Consider the following 24,490-nt stretch of genomic DNA (forward strand, 5'->3'; position numbering starts at 1 on the left):
CCATTGATTCAATGTTATGAAACTCATTCAGGTTAACTCCAACCATCATCAAATCAGTGCTTTGAACAGAGCTTTTCAATTTGGTGATGGTCATTTCACTACCTTATTAATTAAAAACCAGCAAATCCAGCTATGGGCTTATCATAAAGCCAGGCTTAAACAAGCCAATACACGCTTATTTTTTCCCAGATTTGGTTTCAAACAACTAGAGCAGCAGCTATCTATTATTGCAAATAATAAAACGACCCCTCAAATTGTAAAAATTTTAGTGAGTCGTGGACAAAGTCAGCGTGGTTATGCAATACCAAATGATATTGAAGCAGAGGTTTTTTTATATTGCTCTGATTACCATAGCACGCATTTTAAATATCCATCAGGGATAGATCTTGCGGTATTAAAAACACAAACGGCTCAACAAGCCGATTTAGCTGGGCTTAAGCATTGTAATAGGTTAGAGCAGGTTTTAATTAAACGTGAGTTAAGTCAACTAATGCAAACCGATGGTTTGGTTTTAGACAGACAACAGCATATTATAGAAACCAGTTTAGCCAACATTTTTTTATATATTAATCACCAATGGTGTACACCTTCACTTGAATTATCTGGAGTCGAAGGCGTTATGCGGGCTTATGTTTTAGATTGGTTTAAACAGCAAAATGTAAATTGCCAAATTAGACCTATTGCTGTTAACGAGTTGGCGCAAACTCAAGCAGGGTTTATTACGAATGCATTATTGGGTTGTACCCCGATTGCACAAATAGCAAATCAAGAATTTGATTTGACCCTATCACAACAATTTGTAGAGCCGGTTAATGAAACTATCTTTTAAATTTTTGATCAGTCTGATTGCGGCTGTATTTTTGACAAGCTCACTACTCATTGCATTTGTCTGGAAAGTTAATCAGGATTTATCTCAAACACAAGAGATTTCATCGCAACTCATTACGATCAAACAAGGTGAATCTTTATATTCATTGCTTGATGAGTTAGCACAAAAAAAAATCATTACGCCAGTTTGGCAAGTTAAATTATTAAGTAAATTAAACCCAGAGCTCACGCATATCAGAGCAGGCACTTTTTTACTGGAAGGTCAGTTATCTAGCCTTGATGTCATTCGAATATTCACTCAAGGTCAGCCACATCAATTTAAAATGACTTTCCCTGAAGGGATTAGTTTTAGCCAATGGCAAGAAAAATTAACACAGCATCAATGGCTTAAGCAGACTGATTATGCAGATAAATTAAGTCAGTTGATTGCTCCATACCAGCATGCCGAAGGTTTATTATTTCCAGATACTTATTATTTTACCGCTAATAGTGATGACTTTTCATTAATTGAAGCTGCATTTGAGCGAATGCAACAAACCCGTCAACAATTAGCTTCGGCTTTAAGTGATGAGCAATGGTATAAAACTTTAATTCTGGCATCTATAGTTGAAAAAGAAACCGCACTTGTTGAAGAAATGCCAAAAGTGGCGTCAGTATTTTATAACCGACTCAATAAAAATATGCGTTTGCAAACGGATCCTACTGTAATTTATGGCTTAGGGACTCGTTATCAGGGAGATATAAAACGCGTACACCTAAAAGAAAAAAATCCGTATAATACTTATCATATAAAAGGTTTAACGCCCACACCTATTGCGATGCCGGGTTTAAATGCAATTAAAGCTGTGATTGATCCGGCTGATACGGATTATTATTATTTTGTGGCAGATGGTAAAGGTGGGCATGTATTTACTACAAATTTAAAAGCACACAATCAAGCTGTAAAGCGCTATTTGAGCTTAACTAAACCATCAGTTAATTCCAAAAATTAAAATGAATAGAGAAAAAATGCAAACAGCACCCTTTATCGTAATTGAAGGCTTAGAAGGCGCAGGTAAAACAACCGCTTTAGGTCATGTTATTGACTGGTTAACTGAGCGAGATATTGAGTTTATTCAAACTCGAGAGCCGGGTGGAACACCTATGGCCGAGCAGTTACGTGAACTAGTAAAAGCCATTCGTGATAATGAAAAAGTGACGGCTGAAGCTGAACTATTAATTATGTATGCTAGCCGAATACAGCTTATTGAGAATGTTATTAAGCCTGCCCAAGCCCAAGGCAAGTGGGTGGTGGGTGATCGACATGATTTATCTTCTCGGGCGTATCAAGGGGGTGGTCGCGGTATTTCTGATACGTTAATAGAGCCTATTCGCCAAGCAGTATTAAAAGGATTTGAGCCTGATTTAACGCTATACTTAGATATTCGCCCAGAAATTGGCTTAGCGCGAGCTCGCAAAAGAGGTGAATTAGACCGAATCGAATTAGAACAAATGGATTTTTTTAATCAGACTCGAGATAAATATTTATCGATTGCGCAAACCGAAGATAAAATAGAAACTGTTGATGCAGAGCAAAAACCAGCTCAAGTGGGCCAGCAAATTAAAACCATTTTATCTAACTATTTTGACAAGGGATGACAGTGAAATATCCTTGGTTAACCGGATTACATACACAGCTCAGCCAGCAATATCAAACTAATCAGTTACACCATGCTTTATTGATTAATGCTGCCGTTGGTGTGGGAAAGCGTCAATTTGCGATGGATTTCGCTGCAGGCTTATTATGTGATAAAAAAACGGGTCAAGCATGCGGGCAGTGTAAATCTTGTTTACTACTTGAAACTCAGGCTCATCCTGACTTTTTTATTGCAGAAGATCCAGCCGCTAAAAGCATTGGTGTGGATTTAATTCGTCAGGTGGTGAGCCGAGCACAGCAAAAATCTCAACAGGGTGGTGCGTTAGTATTTTACATTCCTGATTGCGATAAAATGACCGAAGCATCGGCAAACGCCTTGTTAAAAACTTTAGAAGAACCCGGTCAAGACAAATACTTAATTTTGACGACCGCATCTATCAACCGCTTATTGCCGACCATTTTAAGTCGGTGCCAACAATATGTACTTCGGCCACCTCAATTATCAGAATTAACTAGTTGGCTTGCTGAGCAACATGTAGACTTAGCCAGGTTTGAAACCATTTATCAGCAAATGAATGGCTCACCTTTAATTGCGCTTGATTATGCCAAATCAGATTATTTAGATAAGCAGAAAGCTTTTTTAGCTGACTTTAAACAATTAATTACCGGTCAAATTTCGGCTTTTCAGTTTAGCCAAGTTTTTGATGAAAAGGCGTATAATCAACAGCTCGATTGGTTAAATCAAGCCATTTCAAAATGGTTAGCTGCAAAATTACAATCTAATTCAAGCGATCCAAAACAAGCTGTGAAACGGCTGCTAATTAGCGATTTGAATCTTCAACTCGCGCATGCCAGAGCGCAAATGCTACAATCGGGTATGAATAAAAAAACTATTTTTCAACGTTTATGTTTTAACTTAGTCGACGGATTAAAATATTAATACAAAGGTACTAGAGGCAAACAATGGAAGAGTTAACCGTTGAATTTAACAACGTTCATGTATTGTACAAATGTTATATGTCGTTTTTAAAAGAGGGAGGCTTGTTTGTGGTGACTAACCGACAATATGATTTAGGCCATTCATTAGCCATTAATGTATTATTACCAGAAGAAGAATCTCATTTTGTGGTGACTGGGAAAGTCGCTTGGTTGAATCCGTCAGCATCACACAGTAATGCACCTCAAGGGATTGGCATTGCATTTATTGATGATAAATATAATTTAAAACAACGAATAGAAACCCATTTAGGTCCTTTATTGGGCTCAAATGAAGCCACCTATACTTTATAAATCAAATTTTCGGAGCATTATTTTGTTAGTTGATTCACATTGCCACCTAGATAGACTAAAACTTGAAGACTTGGGTGGCTCGTTAGATAAGGTGTTAACTCAGGCCAGAGCTAAAAATATTGAACACTTTTTATGTGTCTGTGTGACGTTAAATGATTTTGCTCAAATGGCACAAGCCGTTCAACCTTATTCAGATGTATCAATTTCTTGTGGTGTTCACCCTCTATATAAAGAAGAAATGTTTGATAAAGCGGAATTATTAAATTTGGCAAGTCAGGATAAAGTGGTTGCCATAGGTGAAACCGGACTGGATTATTTTTACAGTGAAGAAACGAAACCCTGGCAACAGCAAGCCTTTCGTCATCATTGCCAAGTCGCGGTAGAGTTAGACAAGCCTTTGATTATCCATACCCGAAACGCGCGCCAAGATACCCTAGATATTTTAAAGCAAGAGCAAGCAGACAAGTGTGGTGGGGTATTGCATTGCTTTACTGAATCGTTAGCCATGGCTAAAGCGGCGATTGATTTAAATTTTTACATTTCGATTTCAGGTATTGTCACTTTTGGTAATGCCAGTGAATTAAGAGATGTGGTAAGAGCTTTGCCTCTTGAACGTTTATTAGTTGAAACCGATTCTCCTTGGCTTGCCCCCAAGCCTTATCGAGGAAAGCAAAATCAACCCGCTTATGTACATGAAGTTGCCCAATTTATTGCGGATTTAAAAGGTATAAGTTTGGCTGAACTGGCTGAAATTACGACTAATAATTTTTATAACTTATTTAAACAAATTAAACGGAATAAAGTAGCTTAAATAAGTTTTGTTGTGTTAACGCCCAAGTGTGTTGTACATTGTTAGCTTAGCGTTTGGCTTTAAGCTCAGGCGATTTTAAAACTTGAATTCAAGAAATCATATTTTGACGGCGAATAACTTATAAAATTATGTCAGAAATAGAAATTAATACCGATGGCGTTGAACAACTCGCGCTGCGAAAATTTACAGAAGATGCTTATCTAAACTACTCCATGTACGTGATTATGGATAGAGCATTACCTCATATCTCAGATGGCTTAAAGCCGGTACAGCGCAGAATTGTTTATGCCATGTCAGAGCTGGGTTTATCAGCAGCGGCAAAATACAAAAAATCAGCTCGTACTGTGGGGGATGTTTTAGGTAAATTCCACCCACACGGTGATTCAGCTTGTTATGAAGCTATGGTGTTAATGGCTCAGCCTTTTTCGTATCGTTATCCTTTGGTGGATGGTCAAGGTAACTGGGGTGCCCCGGATGATCCTAAATCATTTGCCGCAATGCGTTATACCGAAGCTCGATTATCTAAGTTTTCTGAAGTTTTATTAACTGAGTTAGGCCAAGGCACGGTTGAGTGGGGGCCTAATTTTGATGGCACGCTTAAAGAGCCTGTTAATTTACCAGCCAGATTGCCTCATATTTTATTAAATGGGGTGACGGGTATAGCGGTTGGTATGGCAACGGATATTCCGCCTCATAATGTGCGCGAAGTCGCTGCAGCCGCGAAATATTTATTAGATCATCCAAATGCGGGTATTGAAAAGTTAATGTCTTTTGTGCCTGCGCCAGATTATCCAACCGAAGCAGAAATTATCACCCCTAGCGATGATATAAGAAAAATTTACCAAACGGGCCGCGGCTCTATTAAAATGCGTGCGGTTTATGAATACGAGCATGGTGAAATTGTTATTAATGCACTACCACATCAAGCATCCAGTGGTAAAGTGCTAGAGCAAATTGCAGCACAAATGCAGGCTAAAAAGCTGCCTATGGTTGCTGATTTACGGGATGAGTCAGATCATGAAAATCCTGTTCGTTTAGTGGTTGTACCGCGTTCTAATCGGGTTGATCTAGATGTTTTAATGAATCACTTATTTGCGACAACCGATTTAGAAAAAAGCTATCGTGTTAATTTAAATATGCTGGGGCTCAATGGGCGTCCACAAGTTAAAGGCTTAAGTACAATTTTAACTGAATGGCTGCAATTTAGGTTAGAGACAGTCACTAAACGTTTGCAGTTTAGACTAGATAAAGTGTTAGCACGTTTACATATTTTAGAAGGTTTATTGGTTGCCTTTTTAAGTATTGATGAAGTGATTCATATTATTCGAACCGAAGATAAACCAAAACAAGTATTAATGGATCGTTTTGAGCTAAGCGATAAACAAGCAGAAGCTATTTTAGAATTAAAATTAAGACAGCTTGCTAAACTAGAAGAATTTAAAATTCGTGCCGAGCAAGATGAATTAGAGACCGAGCGCCAATGGTTAGAATCTATCCTTGGTTCTGAAATTGAACTCAAAAAATTAGTTAAAAAAGAATTAACGGAAGATGCGCAAAAATATGGTGATGACCGACGCTCACCTATTGTTGAACGCAAAGATGCTAAAGCATTAAGTGAAAAAGATTTAGTACCGAGCGAAGCTGTTACATTGGTTATTTCAGATAAAGGTTGGGCAAGATGTGCCAAAGGCCATGATGTGGAACCGAGTAGTTTAAATTATAAAGCTGGAGATACTTATTTATCATCAGCTAAAGGTCGCTCTAATCAAACGTCTGTTTTTATTGATTCCAGTGGTCGAGCATTTGCGACCGAAACTCATACATTACCGTCGGCTCGAAGTCAGGGTGAGCCGTTATCTGGTCGCTTTACCATTGCGGCAGGTGAAAAGGTTGAGCATGCTTTATTGAGTAACCCAGAGCAATCTTTGTTGTTGGGCTCGGATGCAGGTTATGGTTTTGTAACTCGTTATGCTGACCTTATTAGTAAAAATAAAAATGGTAAAGCTGTCCTAACCTTGCCTGCGAATGCAAAAGTACTGATGCCAGTTTATATTAAAAATCCTGATGAACAGCTGGTTGTGGTGATTTCAAATGAAGGCCGTATGTTATTATTCCCATTGTCTGAATTGCCTTGTTTAAGTAAAGGTAAAGGCAATAAAATGATTAGTATTAGCAGTGAGCGCTCACGTAATCGAGAAGAGTTTGTTCGCCATTTAACCGTGATTGGTGAAGATGAATCTCTCGTTTTAGTTGCAGGTAAACGTAAAATGACGCTAAAGCCGAGTGATTGGCAACATTATCAAGGTGAAAGAGGGCGTCGCGGCAATAAATTGCCAAGAGGATTACAACGGGTTGACGATGTTTTTGCTGAAAGTAATACAGCAACAGAATCAACTGAAGAATAAAAAATTGTTTTATTGATGATAAAACCCAGTATTACTGGGTTTTTTTATGTATCACTGTTATTCATTAGGATTTATTGTTTTGTTAGCCATTATTCGAGTTATTTTATTAGGTTTTTTTGTTATTTTTGCCAGTGTGTTGGGTATCTTGTTTTGCTTAATTAGGCCATTTCATGCCAATAATGTTTATTGGTTGGGCCAGTTATTTTGCAAAGCTGCTTGGATTTTAGGATGTAAACTTATTATTCGTCATCATCCGGAAACGAAACAAAATATGCCAGCTGTGTTTATAGCAAATCACCAAAATAGTTATGATATTTTTACCTTATGTGGTGGGGTGTTGCCGTATACGGTGACGATAGGTAAAAAAAGTTTGAAGTGGATACCTTTTTTTGGCCAGCTTTACTGGTTGAGCGGGAATATTTTAATTGACAGAGAAAATCGAAAAAAAGCAATTGCAGCATTAAAGCATTCAGCTACTGTTATTAATAAACGTAAAACCTCTATTTGGATGTTTCCCGAAGGAACAAGGTCATATGGACGGGGCCTATTGCCTTTTAAACGGGGTGCATTTCAATTAGCATTAGCAGCCAAAGTCCCTATCGTACCAGTTTGTATGAGTAACACTCAGGGTCAAATTAAACTGAATCGCTGGTCAAATGGCGCTATCATTATTGAAGGCATGCAAGCCGTTCCATTATCAGATGAGCAGAAAAAAGATTTAAAACATACCTGCGAAAGCTTCCATAGCTTGATGCTAGATAAAATTAATCAACTTGATGCAGAAGTTGCACAGTTAAATCAATCTAAAGGGCTAAATTAATGGAATACCATGACGATCCACAAGCATTTAATGCTTGGGTTATTGAATCTTTATTAGAAGATGGTAGTGATCCTGATGCAGTTTATGAAATTGAGCATCATTTTTCATCTAACAATTTCGATATGCTTGAAAAGGCCGCAGTGGCTTTATTTAAGCTAAATTATGAGGTATCGGATGCAGAAGAGTTCGAAACAGATGATGGGATTGAAATACTCGCATTTGATGCCTTAGGTGAAGTTGAGTTGGATGTTGAAAAATTAAATCAGCAAACTGAACAAATGGAAAAAATTGCTCGCCAGTATAATGTTGAATATGACGGCTGGGGAACTGAATACATACCAATGCCGGATTAGCATTACTTTGTTAAGGGTTGTTTATTGACAACCCTTAAATTACTAGCGTGCAGGCTTATTGCGCTAGCCAAGCTTCGTACGCTTCTTCTATAGAAATAAATCCTTTTTTCTTATCGCTATAAGCATTTACTGTGCCTTTTTTGATGTTGTAAACCCAGCCATGCAATTCCACTTTCCCAAGCGCAAGTTTAGTTGCAACAGAAGGATGTGTGCGCAAATGTTGAAGTTGCATGACGACGTTTTCTGCAATCACTTCATCTAGTTGCTCATGGCCTAAACAGCCATGTTTTGCTTTTACTATTTCGGCAGCCGAGCGGCAGTGACCAATCCATTCTTTTACATGCGGTAAATCTTTTAACGAATCTGGATTAATTGCACCTTTTAGCGCACCACAATCACTATGACCGCAAATTATAATATGTTTAACGCCTAAAACAGCAACCGCAAATTCAATCGATGCTGTCATACCGCCAGTTTCGTTTGTATGAGGAGGAACAATATTACCTGCATTACGACAGATAAATAAATCACCTGGGTTGGTGTCGGTTAGTAAATTAGGGTCGATTCGGGAATCGGAGCAGGTAATGAATAAAACATCAGGGTTTTGGCTATTCGCCAGATCTGAAAATAATTGTTTGCGTTCTTCAAAGCCATGCTCTTTAAATGCCATGACGCCTTTAAAAATATCTTTCATACAAATATCTCTTACGTGTTTTTAGGTAAGTGTATTTTAAAATATTTTTTTTCATGCGTCTTAAATTTTTTAATTTAGGCATGAAGTAATGCTAATTTAGTTTTAAAAACACTATTAAAATCAATTAAATAATTATTTTTTATAAAAATATAAAAAAAATCACAAAAAACGCTAAAGTTTCTCAAGAAATCGCCGATACAGCTATACGAGGGGAAAATTAATTTGATTAAGGTTGAGGGGCCGTTATCAAGTTGTTCCAAAAAGAAAGAGGCGACTCGTTCAGAGTTTAATTTATAGGCGAGCTGTTTTTGTTTAGGTTTGAGGGAACCTAAAGCAGTTCTCAGGAGGTATTATTATGGGTATGTTCGTAAACACTAATGTGTCTTCATTAAATGCACAACGTCAATTAATGAATTCATCAAGTCAGTTAAACACATCTTTTGAGCGTTTATCATCTGGTTTTCGTATTAACCGTGCAGCAGATGATGCTGCAGGTATGCAGATTTCAGATCGAATGACGACGCAAATTCAAGGTTTAAATCAAGCCGTTCGAAATGCGAATGATGGTATTTCAGTGGTCCAAACCGCAGAGGGCGCATTACAAGAAGTAACGACTTCACTTCAGCGTATTCGTCAACTAGCCGTTCAATCTCAAAACGGTATTAACAGCTCAGCGGATCGTACGGCACTGCAAAAAGAAGTATCTGCCTTAAAACAAGAAATCAGCCGAATTGGTCAAAATACTCAATTCGCCGGTGTTGATCTACTAAAAGGCGACTATTCAGCTTCATTTTTAGTGGGCGCAAATGGTGGTCAGACAATTGAGATCTCGTTAAACCAAGCTGGTGGTTATGGTGCTTCTGGTTTAAGTTTAGCAAGTACGGATATTTCGACTGCTGAAGGTGCTTCAGGTGCACTGTCTGATATAGATACGGCTATTTCAACCATAGGTGCTGCGCGAGCAGATTTAGGTGCTTTGCAAAATCGTTTCCAATCAACGATTCGAAACTTAAGTAATGTGGTTGAAAATGTAACTTCAGCACGTTCGCAAATTCGAGATACTGATTTTGCAACTGAAACCGCAGAATTAACTCGAAACCAAATTGTGCAGCAAGCAAGTTTGTCAGTGCTAAGCCAGGCTAACCAACGACCTCAAAGTGCTTTATCATTATTAGGTTAATTATGACCAATAATCGCACAAAATGATAAAGAGAAAAGGTTGGTTAGATCATCACTTTAACCAACCTTTGTTTAACCTAAATTTTGGTTATTTATTGTTTTATGCTTGTCTAGTTGGAGAATCAGATGGATATTCAAACAACGCAAATTGGCAACCAAATTGCTAGTAACTATGCTGATGGTAGTCAATTGATACAAAATAAAGTCAATAATTTGGATGAGGGGGCAGATTCTAACCAAAAAAAATCGGATTTATTGGCTGGTGATCTGGGTAGTCAAAAAAATGTCGTTAATATATCGGCAGAACAAAATAAACTAGCGGAGCAAGCTAAAGTCTCGGCGCTTAATGCCGATAACTTAATAGATGCAGAACAGAATCAAATTGAAACGGCACTAGATGAAGTGACAACGTTTGTCCAAACTCAAAATCGTCAACTAAATTTTTCGTTTGATGAACAGAGTAACCGTTCTATTATTAAAGTAACTGATTCTGACTCAGGTGAAATGATTAGACAAATTCCATCTGAAGATGTATTAAAATTGGCTCAGCGGATTAAAGAATTGCAAACCGATGCTGGTGAAGCAATAGGAGTTTTAATTAATCGGCAAGTTTAAATGAATAAGAGGTTGTTATGAGTGTTTCTTCTATTGGTGTGGGTTCAGGTCTAGATTTGAGTGGTCTAGTACAGCAGTTACTGGAAGCCGAACGTGCACCCAAGCAAGCTCGTTTTGATGAAAGAGAAGAATCACTTGAAACCGAAATTTCGGCCATTGGTCAACTTAAGTCTAAACTAGATGAATTTAAAACATCCGTTGACGAATTAAGAAATAGTTATGATCTTCAAGGCCGAAAGGCTTTATTGTCCCACCCTAATATCAGTTCAGATGATGAAACTGCAACTGGCCCTTTTACCGCTGAAGCTTCTAATAGTGCAGAGAAAGGTCAATATAAAATTGCGATTGAGCAACTTGCCAGTGGTAGCCGTTTAGAGTCTTTAAGTGCGGCAGATAATGGTGGCACTGCTGTTTTTAACAGTTCATCAGATGCAGTCAGTTCAACGGCAGGAACGATGACCTTTACCGCAGGAAGCGATTCATTTGATATTAATGTAACAGCAGGTATGTCGTTGAGTGAGCTTCGCTCTAAAGTGAATGCAGCAGGTGAAGAATTCGGAATACAGGCCAGCATAGTAGATACAGGTACAGCGGATGGTGCTAGATTAGTTTATACGTCCGATAAAACAGGTGACGGTAATGATTTAGTCGTTAGTAATAATAATGCAGAACTGGATAAAATATCCACAGTTAATATGGATGTTACCGCTGCGCAAAATGCACGTGCTACCATTGATGGAATTACCGTTGAGAGTGATACTAATAAATTCGAAAATGTATTGGAAAATGTCACTTTTGAAGCGCAAGAAGTCAGCAGCAAAGATGCACTAGGTGAATTTCAAACATCAAGACTAGAAATTGGTTTTGATAAAGACAACCTTAAAAACAAAGTGACAGACTTTGTTGACAATTACAATGGTATTATGGATGAAATCAAAGCTTTAACTCGGTATGGGGCATCTGAGTTAGAAGAAGATGGTGCACTAGCTGGGGATTATATGGTTAGAGGTATCCAAACAGGGTTGAGTAATATTGTTAGTGGCTCGGTAGATGCTTCAGCGCTTGGCACTTTATTTCAAATTGGTATTTCATTTGACGATGATGGTAAATTAGAAATATCGGAAAGTGATGAGTTTGGCATTGGCAGTGGTCAGGAACTATTAGATGATGCGTTAGACGATAATTTTGATGAGATAGCCGCACTTTTTTCGGATAGTGAAGATGGTATTGCAACTAAAATGTATGAATATGTTAACGAGTACACTACATTTGGCGGCTTGTTAAGAACTCGGGAATCATCTACAAAAGATCAAAAAGACTTACTGTCTGATGAGCGTGAACGCTTTGAATTGCAAATGGCAGACTATGAACAATTACTCCGAAACAAATATATTAATTTAGATTTAACAGTATCTAAATTACAGCGTACCGGTAGCTCGTTAATGGCTGCTTTAGGTTACGGTTAAGCGACAGATAGTTAAAAGTTGAGGTTTTTATATGTATAACCGCGGTATTAATGCTTACAAAAAAGGTAATTTGAAACAGCAAATTGCGCAGGCAGACCCGCATCAACTCACTTTGATGTTAATGCAAGGTGCGTTAGACCGAATGGCCTACGCAAAAGGGGCAATGGAACGAAAAGAGTTCGAAACTAAATCGGAGCATTTATCAAGAGCTTCTGCTATTTTGGTGAATTTAAGAGATACCTTAGATTTTAATGGTGATGAAACGCAAGTAGCCGATAATTTATATGCTTTATATGAATACATGATCAATCGGTTAACGGATGCACATGTTCAAAACAATACCACTATTATGGATGAAGTTATTAACTTAATGTTGCCGATTAAAACTGCTTGGTCACAAATTCCAGAAGAGGCTAAGCAGCAAGCTTACGAAATGCAACGACAACAAAATGCCGCAGTATAAATCATCCGACTTTTCCCACCCATACACACCTGAGCATTTACAAACATTAAATGCTCAGGTGGCAACTGTGATCAATCATGTTCCTTTGGATAGCCAGGCTTTAATGGATTTAATTGATCAGCGGGATCAATATTTACAAACCTATATTGGAGAGTTAAGCGAACAGCTTGAATTAAAGCAATCTTTTATAGAGGCAGAAGTGGCGACCAACGACAAATTAATCTCTATTTGTAAAACTTTATTCAGCTCGACTGAAAAAGAGCTGATTAATTTAAAGAAAGGTCAAAAAGCAGTTCAGCATTATAAATAAAGCTTTCAACCGTAAAAAATAGTATAAGAATGAAAGAATTAAGCCTTTCATAGGTGCAAATTCAAAATAATATATTACAATCAGGCAATCATAAAAATAAATTTACTAGGGTTAAAACAGTGTTCAATAATAAATCGATCTTAATTACGGGCGGAACAGGCTCGTTTGGCCAATGTTTTATTAATTATGTTTTAACTCATTATAAACCTAAAAAATTAATTGTTTTTTCGCGTGATGAGTTAAAGCAATTTGAAATGCAGCAAGTCTTTACTCACTCGCAAATGCGTTATTTTATTGGTAATGTCAGAGAAAAAGATCGGCTAGTGACCGCGATGCGAGATGTCGATTTTGTTATTCATGCCGCAGCGTTAAAGCAAGTACCTGCTGCTGAATATAATCCTATGGAATGTATTAAAACCAATATCATGGGTGCACAAAACGTGATTGAAGCCGCCATTGAAGCGGGCGTTCAGCGGGTCATTGCGTTATCAACAGATAAAGCAGCTAACCCAGTCAATTTGTATGGCGCGACTAAGCTCGCATCTGACAAGCTGTTTGTTGCCGCTAATAATATTGCTGGCTCAGATGGGCCTCGTTTTGCAGTTGTCAGGTATGGCAACGTCGTCGGCTCTAGAGGTTCTGTGGTGCCTTTTTATCGAAAACTGTTAAATGACGGCCGGGTTAAATTACCAGTCACACATGCTGAAATGACTCGATTTTGGTTGAAATTAGAGCAAGGTGTTGAGTTTGTCATAAAGAATTTCCAGCGTATGCAAGGTGGTGAAATTTTTGTGCCTAAAATTCCTTCAGTTAGAATTCTGGATTTAGTAGAGGCGATGAGCGGTCAACGCGAATATGAAACCATAGGTATTCGCCCCGGTGAAAAGCTACATGAAGTAATGGTGCCTGAAGAAGTGGCTCATCATACATATGAGTTTGATGATCATTATGTTATAACTCCTCCGATTAAATTTTTTGAACGCCAATTAGATTACTCTACCAATAAATTAGGGGAGCAAGGTCAGCCGGTTGATGAACAGTTTGAATATCATTCAGGCACTAACCCGCACTTTTTAACGGTAGGTGAATTAAAAGAACTGGATAAAAGCCTTTTATGATCCCCTACGGTAAACACCAAATAGATAACACAGATATTGAAGCCGTAGTTGAAGTATTACAAAATCAGTTTTTAACTCAAGGTCAACAAGTTCCTTTATTTGAACAAGCTTTATGCGATTATACAGGTGCAGATTATGCCCTTGCGGTTAATAGCGCTACCTCTGCTTTACATGTTGCTTGCCTTGCCTTAGACATTGGTAAAAACGATGTTGTGTGGACCACTCCAATCACCTTTGTGGCTTCTGCAAATTGTATCCGTTTTTGTGACGCTACCGTTGATTTTGTGGATATTGATCCAGCTAGTCGCAACGTTTCAGTTGATGTATTAAAACAAAAATTGATTTTAGCTGAGCAAAATCAGCAATTACCTAAAGCCTTAATCGTGGTTCATTTTGCAGGCGTGAGTTGTGAAATGCAGCAAATCAGCCAACTTTGCCAGCAATACGGCGTTAAAATTATTGAAGACGCCTGCCATGCTTTAGGAGGTGATTATCAAAATCAAAAAATTGGTAATTGCCGCTATTCAGATATCAGCATTTTCAGTTTTCATCCGGTTAAGTCTATTACTACAGCTGAAGGTGGCGCGCTATTATCTAATCAAATTGAACTGATTGAAAAAGCTAAATTGTATGCTAAACATGGCGTCACCCGAGATTCACAACTCATGCAAACTCAATTGGATGAACCCTGGGCTTATCAGCAGTTAACCTTAGGTTATAATTATAGGTTAAGTGATTTAAATGCTGCGCTGGGTATTTCGCAGCTCAAAAAACTCGATAGTTTTATTAAACAGCGACGCCAATTAGCTTATCGCTACCTTGAAAAACTTCAGCATTTAGCATTGGTTTTACCGAGTGAGTTGCAACTTAAAAGCAGTGCTTGCCATTTATTTTCAATTGAATTTTTAGCGTTTGATCGCAAACAAGCTTATCTTGCATTTCAAGCTGCACAGATAGGTGTCAATGTGCATTATATGCCGGTGCATTGGCAACCTTATTATCAGCAGTTAGGCTTTAAAAAAGGTGATTTTCCAATCTCAGAGCAATATTACAAACGGACTTTAACGCTGCCTTTGTTCCCTGATATGAGTATTGAACAACAAGACCAAGTGATAGCACTGCTGGAGAATTTGCTTCAATGAAGTTAGCGATAATACCTGCAAGGGGTGGTAGTAAACGTATCCCTAAAAAAAATATTAAAAATTTTGCCGGAAAACCTTTAATTGCGCATAGCATTGAAACCGCTAAAAAAGCGGGGGTGTTTGATGTCATTATGGTTTCAACTGATAGTGAAGAAATTGCCAAGGTAGCAAAAGATTATGGCGCAGAAGTGCCTTTTATCAGACCTGAAGCTTTATCTGATGATTATACGGGCACACGCGCTGTGACCAATCATGCTATTCAACATTATATAGAGCAAGGTCATGCAGTTGAATTTGCTTGTTGTATTTATGCAACAGCGCCTTTGTTACAGCCTGAATTTTTGCTACAAGGACTCACCGCATTACAAGCCGATGTAAGCAAAGCGTTTGCGTTTTCTGTGTGTACTTTTGCCTTTCCGGTTCAGCGAGCGCTTCAAATGCAAGCCGGTGGTACCGCACCTATGTATCCAGAGCATATTGCTAGTCGTTCTCAAGATTTAACCGAAGCTTTTCATGATGCTGGACAGTTTTATTGGGGTCGAGGGCGTGATTATTTGTCGGCCAAAAAAATATTTTCTAAGCACAGCCTGCCTATATTTTTACCGCGTCATTTAGTTCAAGATATTGATACTTTAGAAGATTGGAAAACGGCCGAAATACTCTATAAGCTTAACCAAAAATAACACGGCACTTGCCTAAAAAAGATTTATCTTAAAAAAGGTCACTATGAATACGTCTAGCCCATTAAAAATTCTTATTATTCGCTTATTAAATGTATCTGATGTCACCTCTATTGGTGTGCCTGCGCTGCGTTATTTTCAAAAGCAATACCCAGAAGCTGAATTTCATTTTATGACATTTACTCAAGGGGCAGAAGTGCTCAAATTGGCTGATGATTCAGTTAAGCTGATTCATCTTAACAAAAATGATTGGCCGGATAGTTTAATCCCTGCCATGGAATCGTTTTTAGGTCACGCTGAAACTATTATAGGTGAAGGCTATGATCAAATTATTAATTTAGATACCAGCTTTATGGCTTGCTTTTTAACCCGCTTTTTAAAAGATGCAGGTGAGAGAGTGATGGGTAATTTTATGAATCAATCAGTGCAATCATTAGTAGAGCAATTTCAGGCACAGCAATTAAAACCTGAATATGTGAGCTCGCCTAGTCACTATATGGATAGCACCTTTGCATTAATGAGTCGATGGAATACTAAATGGTGGGAATCTAGCTTTTTACCTGAAAATGGTTATCCAGAATATTATTTAGCACATTGTTGTGGCTTTGACCGGCTTGAATTTGATATGAGTCTTAATCTTGACCCAGACTCTAATCTGCTTGCCAAAAAGCAGCAATCATCTAAACAAAAAGCAATTGCACTGAGCACTAATGCACTGCCAAATTACCCCTATTTAACTGAACTTAAAAGTGAGTTAGAAGCGAAAGGTTTTTATGTGTGGTTAGAATCATTAGCTGAAAAACCAGTTCAACAGCAAATTGCCATGTTAGCTGCCACCGACTTACTTGTTACCCCGCCTTCAGAATTTTATTGGTTCGCGAAAGCGGCTAAATGCCCTACGTTATTAATTACAGGTGATTCTGAACCAGCGGTTTTAATGCCTGATTATATAACCGATAAAACACCCGCTTGTGAGGCTTGTATACAAGCAATTCAAGGTCAGCATAGTGATTTGCCTTGCACGTGCATTAAACCTGATGTTTTGGCGGAACAAATTACAGAATTGTTAGCTTAGTTTATTTAAATTTGCTTATTACTGGATTATTACTGGATTATTAGTTGTTTAGTAATTGAATTAAAAAGATAAAAATAATGTCTGCACTCAATAAAACGATTTATATTGGACAAAGAGAAATTAGCGAACAAGCTAAACCCTTTGTGATTGCTGAATTATCAGGTAATCACAATCAAAGTTTTGAGCTTGCCAAACAGATGATTAAAGCGGCGGCTGATGCCGGTGTCGATGCCATTAAATTGCAAACTTATACTGCTGATTCAATGACTTTAAATATCGACTCAGATAATTTTAGAATAATGGAGCCAGATTCTTTGTGGTATGGCAGACATTTACATGAATTATATCAACAAGCTTGCACACCTTATGAATGGCATAAAGCGTTATTTGAATATGCAAACGAACTTGGGTTAATTGCCTTTAGTTCACCTTTTGATGAAGGCGCTGTTGATTTTTTAGAAAGCTTAAATGTGCCTTGTTATAAAATCGCTTCATTTGAATTAACGGATTTACCTTTAATTAAAAAAGCGGCGAGTACAGGCAAGCCTTTAATTATGTCAACGGGGATGGCAACAGAAGCTGAAATTATTGAAGCCATTAATACTGCCAAAAGTGCAGGTTGCCAAGATATTATTATTTTAAAGTGCACCAGCACTTATCCGGCCAGTGCTGGTAATACCAATCTGATTACAATCCAAGATATGCAGCAAAAATTTAACTGTTTGGTGGGGTTGTCGGATCATACTACCGGCATTGGCGTTGCCGTTGCATCCGTTGCTTTAGGCGCCTGTGTGATTGAAAAGCATTTTGTATTAGATAGAACCGCTGGTGGAGTAGATGCTGAGTTTTCATTAGAACCGAACGAATTTAAGGCTTTGTGTGATAATGCTGCAATGGCTCACAAAGCATTAGGTAAAGTCACTTATGGCGGCAGCGCGGCAGAAGAAAAATCTAAATATTACCGGCGCTCTATATTTGTTTGTTGTGATCTTAAAGCAGGTGAAAAGTTAACCACCGATAATATAAAAATTGTGCGTCCGGCAATCGGCTTAGCGCCTAAACACTGGGATCGCGTATTAGGCAAAATCGCCAAGCAGGATATTAAAGCGGGTAGTGCACTTACTGATGATTTATTAGTTTAAAGCGTTGATAATTTGAAAAAATAAGGCAGATGATGAATCAAGCCAAAACCATAGTGTTTCAAGCAGATGCCAGCCCAGCAATAGGCATGGGGCATTTAATGCGCTGCATCGCTTTGGCTCAAGCTTTTATTAAAAATGGAGTCGAGGTTGTTTTTTTAGTTGATGCTCAAACCCAGAAAATAGCTCAGTCTTTACCTGCATTCAGATTTAATCAGATTGAATTTGATCATCAAGCTGTCACAAATCATGCACTCGATTATTTCTTTAAGCTAATGACTTCACATCATATATCGCCTGAATTATTTATATTAGATGGTTACCATTACAGCCAGCATTACCGTGAACAATTAAAGTCTTCCCTGGTTCAAATGAAAACCGATTTAGTCATCATAGATGATAATGGTGGTGAAAAAGCAGGCGACTTAATACATGCAGATATTATTATTAACCCGACATGTCTTCAACATGAGCCTCCTGATTATGGCAGTGTAGCCCCGTTTGCACGGGTATTTGCGGGTGAAAAATTTCGTTTATTGCGTCAAGAGTTTGCAGAACAGCCCATCATTGAGTATGGCAATAGACAAGGCATAGTGCTCACCATGGGCGGAACTGATCCGCTTAATTATTCACAACATTGCCTTGAAGCATTACAAAATATGCAGCTTGAACAGCCTGTAACTGTGTTAATTTCAAATGGCTTTAAGCATAAAAAACAGCTTATTAAGCAAATTGATTGTTTACCAAAAAATTTTAGTTATCTAGAGCAAGCTGATAATATAGCTAAAATTTTTGCTGAAACAGAACTGGTAATATCTGCAGCTGGCGGCACTCAGTTTGAATTATACGCCATGCAAACTCCAGCTATTTTATTGGTTTCATTTGATAACCAATGGCGTAATAGCCAAGCTGCCAAACAACAAGGGTGGGCTGAGGTTTTGGATTGTCGCCAGCAAATTGATTTTGCTCAGCTGAAAAAAGTATTTAGCTTGATTTTTGATACCGCGGCGCGTCAGACAATGCATAAAAAAATGCACGGTGGTCAAGCAAACGGAGCTGAAAATTTAGCACAGGCTTTGTTACTGTTAATCGCCAATCAGGCTAATGAAAAAAATTTAATATGAATAACAATACCCTAAAGTTTATTGAAGCTTATTCAGTCAGGTTAGAGCAAATTGATCAGCAAACCATGCATTTGTTAAGAGAATGGCGAAACCAAGCTGATATTCGAAAGCAGATGGTGAATCAAAACTTGATTACGCCAGCGCAGCATTTAGCTTGGTTTAAACAAATAGAGCAGGCGCATAATCAGCAACATTTTATTATTTATTACAAACAGCAAGCAATAGGCGCCATTAACATTGCAACTGAAGAAGCCTCGTTGCAACAAGCACAAATCGCTCAAGTGGGCTTATATATTACTGAGCCCAAATATAAAAATAATATGCTTGCGTTCGCTCCATCTTTAGCGATTAATGATTATGCATTTCAAATTTTAAATATTAATCAGCTTAAAAGCAAAGTAAGGCAGTCAAACCAGCCAGCGATTAAATATAATCAGCAATTGGGTTATCAATTTAATCCGCTAAACGATGAATTTACAGAAATCACGTTAACGGCCGATAATTATGAACAGGCTTCTAAACAATTAAAAAACTGGTTAAGTAGAGGATAAAGTGTCGACACAAGCACAACTTAAAAACGCATTTGTGAGTGCGTTAGCAATTGATGAAAATGAAGTAAGCGACAGCTTAGCGTATAGTGAACACCCTAAGTGGGACTCAACCGCGCATATGGTGTTAATTGCAGAGCTAGAATCTCAGTTTGATATTATGCTGGATACGGACGATATTATTGATATGAGCTCGTTTGCTAAAGCAAAAGAAATTTTAGCAAAATATGACGTTCAATTTTAATTTAGGTTAAGCCATGAGTAAACGCGTTTTAATTACCGGAGCAACAGGTGGAATCGGTCAGGCTTGTGCCACTTTATGTGCTGAGTTGGGTTTTTCATTAATGTTAACGGGGCGCGATGAAAATAAGCTTGAAGCGTTACAACAAAACTTGCTTAAAACTTATTCAACGCAAGATAATCCAATTTATATTGAGACACATTTGTTAGATATAGGGGTAACAGATAGTCAGCAAAATGAATTGAATAAAGCCCTGTTTATCAAAATTAAAAAATTATTGGGCGGCCTAGACGCTATGCTGCACTGCGCAGGAAGCTTATATGAAAACAGTTTAATGACGACCCAATTAAATGATATTCAGCAGCAATTTCAACAGCATTTAACTTCAAGTATTTTATTAGCTCAATTAGCCAGTCGATTAATGATGAGAAATGCCTTAGGTGGTAGCCTCGTTTTTATTTCATCTGTGGTTGCTAATCAAGGCGCAGCCGGACAAAGTGTTTACGCCTGTGCTAAATCTGGTTTATCAGGGTTAACTAAAAGTTTGGCAAAAGAGCTAGGGTCGCAGCAGATCCGGGTCAATATGGTTGAACCCGGGTTTATTGAAACAGGTTTAGTTGCGCATTATGATGAAAATAAAAAGCAACATATTGCTGAGCAAACTTGCTTAAAGCGGTTAGGTAAGGCGCAAGACGTGGCTAATTTAATGTTGTTTTTAATTTCTGATGCCAGTCATTATATTACCGGTCAAAGCTTTGCGGTGGATGGTGGTTTAACACTGGATCACGGATAATGACATATTTTTGGCAAGATAATTTAGCTAAGCATGCCGGTTTTATATATGACGCAACAAGTACACAAACCGTCTCTTATTCACAGTTAAATCAATGCGTTGAAGTATTTTGTCAATCGTTACCTGAAAAGAAGTCGCTTATCGCGCTTGAAGCTTCCAATTGCTTAGCCAGTTTAATTGCTTACCTTGCATTATTAAGAACAAATCATTGTATTTTATTGCTTGAACCTGAATTAGCTGGAGTACAAAAGCAAACATTACTAGCCAACTATCAAGTCGATTTTAAAGTGGAACTGCCTAGCGATTTAGCGGCACCGATAAACTTAACGGCTGTGCGTCAACATATTCAGCTAGTCGCGGATCCGGCTAATTTACAGCAAATTTCAGGATTGACTTATTTAAATAGCGCGATAGCCCAAGATATTGTTTTATTGTTATCAACCAGTGGTTCAACCGGCAGCTCAAAGTTAGTGAAATTAAGTGCTAAGAACCTTCAAGCGAATAGCACAGCCATTCTTGGTTATTTACCTATTAGCTCAACAGATACTGTCGTGACTAGCTTGCCTATGCATTACAGTTTTGGATTATCTGTTATTCATACTCATTTGCAAGTAGGTGCTAATATAGTGTTAAGCGATTACAGTTTAATGCAAAAGCAATTTTGGCAGTTATTTAAACAATTTGAGCCAAATGGCTTTTATGGCGTGCCATTTAGTTACCAGTTGATGACACAGCTGGGATTGGCTAGGCTCGCACTTAAATCTTGCCAGTACTTTGCGCAAGCAGGTGGAAAAATGTCAGATAGTTTAACTCAAGCACTATTTGATTTTTGTCAAAAAACGCATAAATCGCTTTATATTATGTATGGTCAAACAGAAGCAACGGCTAGGATCGCCTATTTAAAACCTGCTAAATTACCGCAAAAAATTGGATATATAGGTCAAGCAATACCGGGCGGAAAATTAAAACTGATAGACGAAAACGGACAACCAGTTACACAAACGAATCAAACCGGCGAGCTTTATTATCAAGGCGATAATGTGTGTTTGGGGATGGCTCACAACCGACAAGATTTAACTCACGTCAATCAGCAAGAGTGGCTGGCGACAGGCGATTTGGCTTGTTTTGATAAAGATGGCGATTTTAAAATAGTGGGTCGTTTAAAACGATTTATTAAAGTGACAGGCAAACGGATTAATTTAGATGAAGTAGAAGCCATTGTTCAAAATAGCAATAAAACTAAATTAAGCCAGATGCAAACTTGTGTTGTCGGTGAAGATGATCAATTAATTGTCGTGAGCAATTTTACCCTCACGGAACCCGAGTATAGTCGTTTAGTGAATGATTTAGCTGAAAAAATAGCGATACACCCAAAGTATATTCGCCAAGTGCACGTTAATCACTTACCTTGTTTAAGTAATGGAAAGCTCGATTATCGACAACTATTAAAACAGGTTAAATCAGATGTTTGAATTTGATCCACCCATAATAGATTTGCCTGTTTATGGCTTAAATAAAGTAGACAAACAAGCTTGGTTAGACAAAACTTTGTTAAAATTAACGCACTATCACTACCAAAACTGCCTTGAATATAAGCAGCTAATTGACGCTGTCGATAATCCTGTTTCAATAAAAAAAATAAATAAGGCTCAAGATATTTTGCCAGTGGCCGCTAGATTATTTAAGGAATTTAAACTAACCAGTATTGCCAATGAGCATGAATTTAGGCAAATGCGCTCGTCGGGCACCAGTGGTTTAGCTTCTAAAATTGTGTTAGATGCAAGCTCAGCTAAACGGCAAAGCCAGGTTTTGGTCAAAATTTTACAAGCTTGGTTAGGCAAACAAAGACGGCCTATGTTATTAATTGATTCAGCCCAAACCATTAAAACTGCTGGTGGTATGTCGGCCAGAGCGGCTGGTTTGCAAGGACTGTCTTTTTTTGGACGTAATCATTGCTACGCACTGGATGAAAATATGCAATTGGATATTGACAAGGTTAGCCATTTTTTTAATCAATATGCTGAGCAACCTGTTTTAATATTTGGTTTTACTTTTATTATTTGGCAGCAATTTATTCAAGCCTTGCAGCGCCGTAATATAAAGTTTAATTTTAAAAATGCCATCCTCATCCATGGTGGCGGTTGGAAAAAAATGCAGCAACAGGCCGTAAACGATGCTTCATTTAAACAGCAGATAAAAGCTCAGCTGGGTCATGTGAGTGTGAATGATTATTATGGCATGGTTGAGCAAACCGGTACTATTTATATGCAATGTGAGTATGGTCATTTACATGCGCCGGTTTGGTCGGATATTTTAATTCGCCGTCCAGATGATTTGAGTTTGGCAGATTTTGGCGAAACAGGGCTAATTCAAGTGAACTCAGTTTTAGCGACCAGTTACCCAGGCCATTGTATTTTGACCGAAGATTTGGGCACCATCCACGGTGAAGACGACTGCCAATGTGGACGTCTGGGGAAATATTTTAGTGTACACGGACGTGTACCCAAAGCAGAAGTAAGAGGATGCAGTGACACATTTGCTTAAATTTACCGAACAGGTTAAATGGCATATCAAGCCAGCAAATCAACAAGACATGGCGCAAGTAATTGCTCCTTGGCATCCGCTTGTGTGTGAATCTGTATCTGGCTTTTCAGCTTTTGTATTAAAACAAACTGAACTTAGGCAGTACCCTGAAATAATCGCGTTAGCCTATTGGTTTAGAGCATCACATATTAATCAATTAAAGCAATCTGCTACTGAAAAGTTATCAAACACACAAAATTTGACGCCAGCGTCAGGTAAAGTGTTTCATATTGCGCCTGCGAATGTAGACACTGTATTTTTATATTCAGTCTTTTTATCTGTTTTGGCGGGCAATCAAAATATTGTGCGTGTTAGTGAGCGCAGTGGAGACATCACTTGGTTATTAATTGAGTTGCTTAAGCATTATTTAAATACCCCTAAGGGGCTTATTTTAAAACCTTTAATTTCTATTAATCAGTATTCTGCACAGCTTGAAGGGGTGACGGAGCAGCTCAGCCACTGGTGTGATTTAAGAGTGATTTGGGGTGGGGATAACGCCATTGATGCAATTTCGAAAATTGCCCCACAGACGAAACAAATTTGTTTTCCAGACAGATATTCTGTCGCTGTTATCAGTTTAGATATTAACTCAGATATAAAAAGCGCAGCCCAAGCTTTATTAACGGATGTGCTGCCTTTTAATCAACAAGCTTGCTCATCGCCTAAAGCGATTTATTGGTTAAATACCGAGCAAAATATTCAGCAAACATTTTGGCAAACCGTTAAAACATTACTAAACAATACCGAACATCAACTGGGGTTAAGCAATAAAGTTGAGCAACATATATTATTGCAAAAATTGGCAGCAGCATACGCAATTGAGTTAAATGAAAATTGTGGCAATAAAGTTGCATCATTTGCCAAAATACAAAGCATCGGGCCGATTGGCCATTGTAAGGTCAAAAACTTGACTGCAAACATGCTAGCTGAACATTCTGGCAATGGTTTGGTATTTGAAGTTGATATCGAATCTACCAATGAAATACCTTACGCTGAGAAACTGCAAGGTATTAGTTATGCCGGTGAACAAAACTTGGGCTCATTAAAATTTCAGGGGCTGCATAAGCGAACCGTTCCGTTAGGCAAAGCATTAGAATTTAACCCGACTTGGGATGGTGTTGATTTGATTCAAACATTTTTATGGGTTAAGTCGCCAGTAGATAAAATTTGAGGTAAT

The 24,490-nt window shown here is 38.1% G+C and carries 27 protein-coding genes; 26 read left to right on the forward strand and 1 reads right to left on the reverse strand.

Features of this window, described 5'->3' with window-relative positions; all coding sequences use genetic code 11:
* The first annotated feature begins 16 nt into the window (after positions 1-16).
* From pabC to rraB, 9 genes are all read left to right on the forward strand, one after another.
* Complete coding sequence (pabC, locus tag OLW01_RS04235) at positions 17-829, forward strand: aminodeoxychorismate lyase (protein WP_268075483.1); 813 nt, start codon at positions 17-19, stop codon at positions 827-829.
* Complete coding sequence (gene mltG, locus OLW01_RS04240) at positions 813-1,820, forward strand: endolytic transglycosylase MltG (RefSeq protein WP_268075484.1); 1,008 nt, start codon at positions 813-815, stop codon at positions 1,818-1,820. The genes pabC and mltG overlap by 17 nt, the downstream gene beginning before the upstream one ends.
* 16 nt (positions 1,821-1,836) lie before the next feature.
* Entirely contained in the window at positions 1,837-2,466 is a 630-nt protein-coding gene (gene tmk / locus OLW01_RS04245; protein ID WP_268075485.1) for a dTMP kinase, read from the forward strand.
* Positions 2,467-2,468: 2 nt separating this feature from the next.
* A complete protein-coding gene (gene holB, locus OLW01_RS04250) occupies positions 2,469-3,404 on the forward strand; it encodes a DNA polymerase III subunit delta' (RefSeq protein ID WP_268075486.1) in 936 nt (311 codons plus the stop codon).
* Between the two features lie 23 nt (positions 3,405-3,427).
* On the forward strand, positions 3,428-3,754 hold the full coding sequence (locus tag OLW01_RS04255) for a PilZ domain-containing protein (RefSeq protein ID WP_268075487.1): 327 nt from the start codon (positions 3,428-3,430) through the stop codon (positions 3,752-3,754).
* A gap of 22 nt (positions 3,755-3,776) precedes the next feature.
* Complete coding sequence (locus OLW01_RS04260; protein ID WP_268075488.1) at positions 3,777-4,565, forward strand: TatD family hydrolase; 789 nt, start codon at positions 3,777-3,779, stop codon at positions 4,563-4,565.
* Positions 4,566-4,693: 128 nt separating this feature from the next.
* Entirely contained in the window at positions 4,694-6,970 is a 2,277-nt protein-coding gene (parC, locus tag OLW01_RS04265; protein ID WP_268075489.1) for a DNA topoisomerase IV subunit A, read from the forward strand.
* A gap of 79 nt (positions 6,971-7,049) precedes the next feature.
* The gene (locus OLW01_RS04270) at positions 7,050-7,790 is read left to right on the forward strand and encodes a 1-acylglycerol-3-phosphate O-acyltransferase (protein WP_268076147.1); all 741 of its coding nucleotides are present in this window, start codon (positions 7,050-7,052) and stop codon (positions 7,788-7,790) included.
* Positions 7,790-8,143 (forward strand): ribonuclease E inhibitor RraB, encoded by a 354-nt coding sequence (gene rraB, locus OLW01_RS04275; protein ID WP_268075490.1) that lies wholly within the window; start codon positions 7,790-7,792, stop codon positions 8,141-8,143. Before OLW01_RS04270 ends, rraB begins: the two co-directional genes overlap by 1 nt.
* A 55-nt stretch (positions 8,144-8,198) precedes the next feature.
* Here the strand turns inward: rraB and OLW01_RS04280 are convergent, their stop codons facing one another.
* Positions 8,199-8,837, reverse strand: coding sequence for a carbonic anhydrase (locus OLW01_RS04280; protein WP_268075491.1), 639 nt, complete (start codon positions 8,835-8,837; stop codon positions 8,199-8,201).
* A 355-nt stretch (positions 8,838-9,192) separates the two neighbouring features.
* Here OLW01_RS04280 and OLW01_RS04285 point away from each other — a divergent pair, with 355 nt between their 5' ends.
* From OLW01_RS04285 to OLW01_RS04365, 17 genes are all read left to right on the forward strand, one after another.
* Positions 9,193-10,017 (forward strand): flagellin N-terminal helical domain-containing protein, encoded by an 825-nt coding sequence (locus OLW01_RS04285; protein WP_268075492.1) that lies wholly within the window; start codon positions 9,193-9,195, stop codon positions 10,015-10,017.
* Between the two features lie 125 nt (positions 10,018-10,142).
* Positions 10,143-10,631, forward strand: a complete 489-nt coding sequence (locus OLW01_RS04290; protein ID WP_268075493.1) for a flagellar protein FlaG — start codon at positions 10,143-10,145, stop codon at positions 10,629-10,631.
* A gap of 17 nt (positions 10,632-10,648) precedes the next feature.
* On the forward strand, positions 10,649-12,097 hold the full coding sequence (gene fliD / locus OLW01_RS04295; RefSeq protein WP_268075494.1) for a flagellar filament capping protein FliD: 1,449 nt from the start codon (positions 10,649-10,651) through the stop codon (positions 12,095-12,097).
* 31 nt (positions 12,098-12,128) lie between these two features.
* The gene (gene fliS, locus OLW01_RS04300; protein ID WP_268075495.1) at positions 12,129-12,560 is read left to right on the forward strand and encodes a flagellar export chaperone FliS; all 432 of its coding nucleotides are present in this window, start codon (positions 12,129-12,131) and stop codon (positions 12,558-12,560) included.
* Positions 12,547-12,870 carry a hypothetical protein gene (locus tag OLW01_RS04305; protein WP_268075496.1) on the forward strand — a complete coding sequence of 108 codons (324 nt, stop codon included), beginning with the start codon at positions 12,547-12,549 and terminating at the stop codon, positions 12,868-12,870. The genes fliS and OLW01_RS04305 overlap by 14 nt, the downstream gene beginning before the upstream one ends.
* Before the next feature lie 119 nt (positions 12,871-12,989).
* Positions 12,990-13,988 carry a UDP-N-acetylglucosamine 4,6-dehydratase (inverting) gene (pseB, locus tag OLW01_RS04310; RefSeq protein WP_268075497.1) on the forward strand — a complete coding sequence of 333 codons (999 nt, stop codon included), beginning with the start codon at positions 12,990-12,992 and terminating at the stop codon, positions 13,986-13,988.
* Positions 13,985-15,130 carry a UDP-4-amino-4,6-dideoxy-N-acetyl-beta-L-altrosamine transaminase gene (gene pseC / locus OLW01_RS04315; protein WP_268075498.1) on the forward strand — a complete coding sequence of 382 codons (1,146 nt, stop codon included), beginning with the start codon at positions 13,985-13,987 and terminating at the stop codon, positions 15,128-15,130. The genes pseB and pseC overlap by 4 nt, the downstream gene beginning before the upstream one ends.
* Entirely contained in the window at positions 15,127-15,813 is a 687-nt protein-coding gene (gene pseF / locus OLW01_RS04320; protein WP_268075499.1) for a pseudaminic acid cytidylyltransferase, read from the forward strand. Before pseC ends, pseF begins: the two co-directional genes overlap by 4 nt.
* Before the next feature lie 43 nt (positions 15,814-15,856).
* On the forward strand, positions 15,857-16,885 hold the full coding sequence (locus tag OLW01_RS04325; protein WP_268075500.1) for a glycosyltransferase family 9 protein: 1,029 nt from the start codon (positions 15,857-15,859) through the stop codon (positions 16,883-16,885).
* 77 nt (positions 16,886-16,962) lie between these two features.
* Positions 16,963-18,027, forward strand: coding sequence for a pseudaminic acid synthase (pseI, locus tag OLW01_RS04330; protein WP_268075501.1), 1,065 nt, complete (start codon positions 16,963-16,965; stop codon positions 18,025-18,027).
* A gap of 29 nt (positions 18,028-18,056) precedes the next feature.
* Entirely contained in the window at positions 18,057-19,148 is a 1,092-nt protein-coding gene (gene pseG, locus OLW01_RS04335; protein WP_268075502.1) for a UDP-2,4-diacetamido-2,4,6-trideoxy-beta-L-altropyranose hydrolase, read from the forward strand.
* Entirely contained in the window at positions 19,145-19,699 is a 555-nt protein-coding gene (locus OLW01_RS04340) for a GNAT family N-acetyltransferase (protein WP_268075503.1), read from the forward strand. The genes pseG and OLW01_RS04340 overlap by 4 nt, the downstream gene beginning before the upstream one ends.
* A gap of 1 nt (position 19,700) precedes the next feature.
* Complete coding sequence (locus OLW01_RS04345) at positions 19,701-19,940, forward strand: acyl carrier protein (protein WP_268075504.1); 240 nt, start codon at positions 19,701-19,703, stop codon at positions 19,938-19,940.
* A 13-nt stretch (positions 19,941-19,953) separates the two neighbouring features.
* A complete protein-coding gene (locus OLW01_RS04350) occupies positions 19,954-20,730 on the forward strand; it encodes an SDR family NAD(P)-dependent oxidoreductase (protein WP_268075505.1) in 777 nt (258 codons plus the stop codon).
* A complete protein-coding gene (locus OLW01_RS04355; RefSeq protein WP_268075506.1) occupies positions 20,730-22,202 on the forward strand; it encodes an AMP-binding protein in 1,473 nt (490 codons plus the stop codon). The genes OLW01_RS04350 and OLW01_RS04355 overlap by 1 nt, the downstream gene beginning before the upstream one ends.
* On the forward strand, positions 22,195-23,274 hold the full coding sequence (locus OLW01_RS04360) for a LuxE/PaaK family acyltransferase (protein ID WP_268075507.1): 1,080 nt from the start codon (positions 22,195-22,197) through the stop codon (positions 23,272-23,274). Before OLW01_RS04355 ends, OLW01_RS04360 begins: the two co-directional genes overlap by 8 nt.
* Positions 23,258-24,484, forward strand: a complete 1,227-nt coding sequence (locus tag OLW01_RS04365; RefSeq protein ID WP_268075508.1) for an acyl-CoA reductase — start codon at positions 23,258-23,260, stop codon at positions 24,482-24,484. Before OLW01_RS04360 ends, OLW01_RS04365 begins: the two co-directional genes overlap by 17 nt.
* The last annotated feature ends 6 nt before the right edge of the window (positions 24,485-24,490 follow it).

Origin of the sequence: Catenovulum adriaticum (assembly GCF_026725475.1) — a bacterium.
Classification (GTDB): domain Bacteria; phylum Pseudomonadota; class Gammaproteobacteria; order Enterobacterales; family Alteromonadaceae; genus Catenovulum; species Catenovulum adriaticum.